Origin of the sequence: Actinomadura roseirufa, from assembly GCF_900659635.1 — a bacterium.
In the GTDB taxonomy this organism is placed as follows: Bacteria; Actinomycetota; Actinomycetes; order Streptosporangiales; family Streptosporangiaceae; genus Spirillospora; species Spirillospora roseirufa.
This window is the reverse complement of sequence record NZ_CAACVB010000463.1, coordinates 1-3,689: the sequence shown is the minus strand read 5'-3', so window position 1 is coordinate 3,689 and position 3,689 is coordinate 1. Positions and strand designations below refer to the sequence as shown.

3 protein-coding genes are annotated in these 3,689 nt (G+C 68.0%); 2 read left to right on the top strand and 1 reads right to left on the bottom strand.

What is annotated here, in order from left to right; all coding sequences use genetic code 11:
- Positions 1–123 precede the first annotated feature (123 nt).
- Both E1291_RS40120 and E1291_RS40110 read left to right on the top strand, forming a co-directional pair.
- On the top strand, positions 124–1,077 hold the full coding sequence (locus E1291_RS40120) for a MucB/RseB C-terminal domain-containing protein (RefSeq protein WP_131743230.1): 954 nt from the start codon (positions 124–126) through the stop codon (positions 1,075–1,077).
- A 545-nt stretch (positions 1,078–1,622) separates the two neighbouring features.
- Positions 1,623–1,997 carry a hypothetical protein gene (locus E1291_RS40110; RefSeq protein ID WP_131743228.1) on the top strand — a complete coding sequence of 125 codons (375 nt, stop codon included), beginning with the start codon at positions 1,623–1,625 and terminating at the stop codon, positions 1,995–1,997.
- A gap of 269 nt (positions 1,998–2,266) precedes the next feature.
- Here E1291_RS40110 and E1291_RS40105 read toward each other — a convergent pair whose 3' ends face one another.
- The gene (locus E1291_RS40105) at positions 2,267–3,520 is read right to left on the bottom strand and encodes a helix-turn-helix domain-containing protein (protein WP_131743227.1); all 1,254 of its coding nucleotides are present in this window, start codon (positions 3,518–3,520) and stop codon (positions 2,267–2,269) included.
- Between the last annotated feature and the right edge of the window lie 169 nt (positions 3,521–3,689).

The window sequence follows — 3,689 nt, the reverse complement described above, 5'->3', positions numbered from 1 at the left end:
GGCGCGCGCGTCCGGATCGGCTGGCACGCCGAGCACGAGTTCAGCGTGCCGGAGACCGGTGCCGAGACGGCGCCCGCCTCCTGATCCGGCACCACCCGCCGTGTCCGCAGCGACCCGGCTGCGGTGGGGCTGCTGCGCGCCGCCGCCGACGCCGCCGCCCGCGTCGCCTACGACGGCCGCCGGTTCCTCACCACGTGGAACCGCGGCGCGTCCGGAACGTCCCAGGTCACCGTGGAGCACCGGCCCGGCGAGGGCGTCCGCTACCGGTCCGCGGCCGGCCTCGGCGGCTACCGGCCCGACTCCGCCGCCGAGAGCACCGGCTTCACCGCCGCGACGCTGGCGCTGCTCACCCGCAACTACTCGGTGGTCCGCGCGGCGGACGGGTCCGCCTGCGGCCGCAGCGCCCGCGTCGTCGAGGCGCGCCGCGCCGACGGCACCCCCGCCGGCCGGTTCTGGCTCGACTCCGAGACCGGCCTGATGCTGCGCCGCGAGCTGATCGACGGCACCGGCCGCCGCGTCGTCGCGACCGGCTTCACCGAGATCAGCTTTACTGCCCGCGGTGACCGGCTCACGCTGCCCGCCGCGCCCCCGGCCCGCGGCGCCGACCGCATCGAACCCGACATGAAGGGCTTCGCGGGCACCACGACGCCCTGGGAGGAGCGGCTCGCGGCCGACGATCTCAACCGGCTCCGCGCGGACGGCTGGCCCGCCCCGCGCGTCCTGCCGGGCCGCCTCAGCCTCTACGACGCCCGCCGCGACGGCGGCACGCTCCATCTCAGCTACTCCGACGGCCTCGCCGCCGTGTCGGTGTTCGTGCAGCGCGGCGCCCTCGACCGGAGCGGCGTGGCGGGCTGGCAGAAGACCGTCCGCCGGGGCCGGACGGTGTTCCGCCGCGAGTCGCTGCGCCGCTGGGCCGTCTCGGCGGGCGGGGGCTACGTGTACACGGTCCTGACGGACGTCCCGCAGAGCACCGCCGAGGCCGTGGCCCTCAACCTCCCGCGCGACCACAACCCGTTCTGGACGCGCCTCTCCCGCGGCGCCCGCCGCCTGGGCTCCGCCGTCAACCCCTTCGACTGAAGGGAACCGGATGCCGGGCGGGGCTCTCCCGCCTCCGGCACCATGTCGCGGACGGGTGTCCGGTTCAGCGCCGCCTCGTGCCGCCGCGCGGACCGGGCGGCGTTGCGCGGGACGTTGGTCGCAATGCCGAGCAGCCAGGGCCGCAGTGACTCGCCGTCCAGCGGGACCTTCTCCGGCGGGCGCCGCGCCTCCAGGAAGATGAGCGACACGATGTCCTCGGCCGCCGCCCAATCCCCTCTGTACCAGCCCCTGTAGGGCCTGCGTGGCCGCGTCGACAAGGACTTTGCATCAAATGATGCATTTGTCGTTGCGAACCCTCATGAGGGCGATGAGGACTTCTCGGCGGGACGGGGGTCAATAGGTACTGATGGACGAGTTCTAGGCTGCGTGGTGCAGGACGGGTGCCGGCGGTCGTTTGAGGCTGGTGACGGCGGTGTCACCGGCCGTGAACGAGGCCACGATGCAATGCATCTTGTGATCAAGTAATCACTCAGAGTTAGATTGGTGTTGTTTCCCCCGCCTATCGACTCTCCGGGAGTCCCCCCATGACAGGCACCACCTCCTGGCGCATCACGTCTCGGTGCGTCGGCGCCGCCGTGGCGGCGCTCACTGCGGCCGCCGCACTGGCGGTGGCCGTGCCCGCCACCGCGCACGCCGCGACCGGCACCTTCCAGTACTACTTCAACGACCCGATCACCGGGCCGACCCGCAGGGGCGTCACCAATCCGGTGGACTATGTCTGCTACCGCCCCACCAGATTCGGGGGTGCACCGGTCGTAGGGACCCAGGCTGTGAACAGCACCAACAGGACCGCCCGGGTCTACTCCAGCACCAACTGCGGCGGCCCCGTCGGCGCCGTGGTCCTGGCGGGTGCCGACAAGGTCATCAACTTCAGCAGCTTCCAGGTACTGGACACCTGAATCCGAAAACCGCGCCCCACGACGAACGCATCGTCGTGGGGCGCGGTCGCGTGTGAGGTCACCTGTGGCGGTCTTGTCGAGCCCGAAGTGAGGAGATTCCATCGGGCTCGGTGGGATGGCGGTTCCGGCGGCTGCGGTGCCGATGATCTGGAGCGCGGCGCGGCGCGTCGTGTCGTGTCTTTCGTGTGGGCGTGCCGTCATCTCCTGTGACGGAGGGCGTCCAGGGCCCGTCCGGCACGGGGGAGCCCTGCCGGGCGGTCAGGGCGGTGCTAGCCGGAGATCAGTGCGCGCAACTCTCGGGCGGCGGGGAGGGTTCGTGCTTTCGGGGGGAGTGCGGCAAGGATCTGGATCGACATGTGTTCGCGGAAAAGGCTACGCGGCGTAACGCACTCGTGGAGAGTGGACAGGGCTTCATCGAGCCCTTCGCTGATGTCTCTGGACCTGACCATCCCCATGCTGTGAACGAGGCGGAGATTCGCCAGAGATCCCGTAGCCCAGATTGGGGTCCGGGAAAAGGTTTCTTCCACGGCCTCTTGCGACCTTGCATTGCCGGTTGTGGCATGCACATACGCCTGAGTCCAGTAGTAGAACGATTCGCCGGAAACCCAGAAGTAGTTCGAGTCGGTGGAGGGAAGGTTCGTGAAGGCCTCTGCCATCCCGTTCAGCGCCCTTGAAGCGGAATCTCCATCCCCTCTCATCGCGGCTAATTCTGCCTGTACTGCATAGGCGCGAACCAGCCCTGCGGATGGCGTGCCCTTGGAAATTGCGGCTGCTTCGTCGACCAGGGCTTTGATGTCGGCCGGAGGTATACCTGCCCAAAGCCCTGTCTCGGCTTCGCGTGATCGGATGTAAGTCCTAAGGTCTTGGTCGTTTGACGTGTCGGCGGCCCGGCGCGCGAGGGTCCACGACATTCGGCCTTCGCGCCGGTTCCCCGTGCCGAAGAGCTGAACGGCAAGCAGAGCTGAGAGCACAGCGCTGATGTGTAGAAGCTCGTTCTTCGTGGAGGAAGTCTTCTCGCGACGGATGAGTTCGCCTATCGCAATGGAGTCGGCGGTAAGGTCACGGATGAGCGCCCCGGTGTTTGGTTGTCGAGGGGTCAGGTGACAGTATTCGCGTACCGCGCGTTGCCAGTCGTCGATGTTCACAGGCTGGCCCAGGACCTCATCAAGGCCGGAGAAGGCGGTTTCGAAGGCGCCTGGTGGGATGGCTGTTCCGGCTGCGACGGCGGTGATGATCTGGAGCGCGGCGCGTCGCTTCACGTCGTCGTCCTCCTGGTCGGGAGTTGGACTCTGATCCACGATACCGCCCGTTTTGCCGGGTTGGGACTTTGGTCTGAGGGCGGCGAGTGATCCGCCTGCGTCGAGTACTTCGTCCAGGCGTTCCGCCATCTCCTCTGACGGCATGTAGAGCCCTCGGCGGACCCTTGAGAGGTATCCGTCGTCGCAGGGGACGAGCTTGCCCAGTTTTCGCAGGCTGAGGCCGTGTTCCTCTACGAGTTGGCCCATCTTTTCGCCGAAGGTCATCGTCTCGCCCGTTTCGCTCCGAATTGTCTGCTGCGTTGAGCTGCACAGCCGCGTTCCAGCGCGCAGTGACGGCCGCGTCCATGGGAGTGGTGTAAGAAAAGGCCACCCCGTGATCCGTTGTGCTAGTTAAGCAGCGATCGCGTTAATTGTCACTTCGGTATCATTGGTG

Excerpts from the sequence above, each read along its gene's own strand:
- E1291_RS40110 (WP_131743228.1), top strand. The coding sequence starts at position 1,623 with ATGACAGGCACCACCTCCTGGCGCATCACGTCTCGGTGCGTCGGCGCC.
- E1291_RS40105 (WP_131743227.1), bottom strand. The coding sequence starts at position 3,520 with ATGACCTTCGGCGAAAAGATGGGCCAACTCGTAGAGGAACACGGCCTC.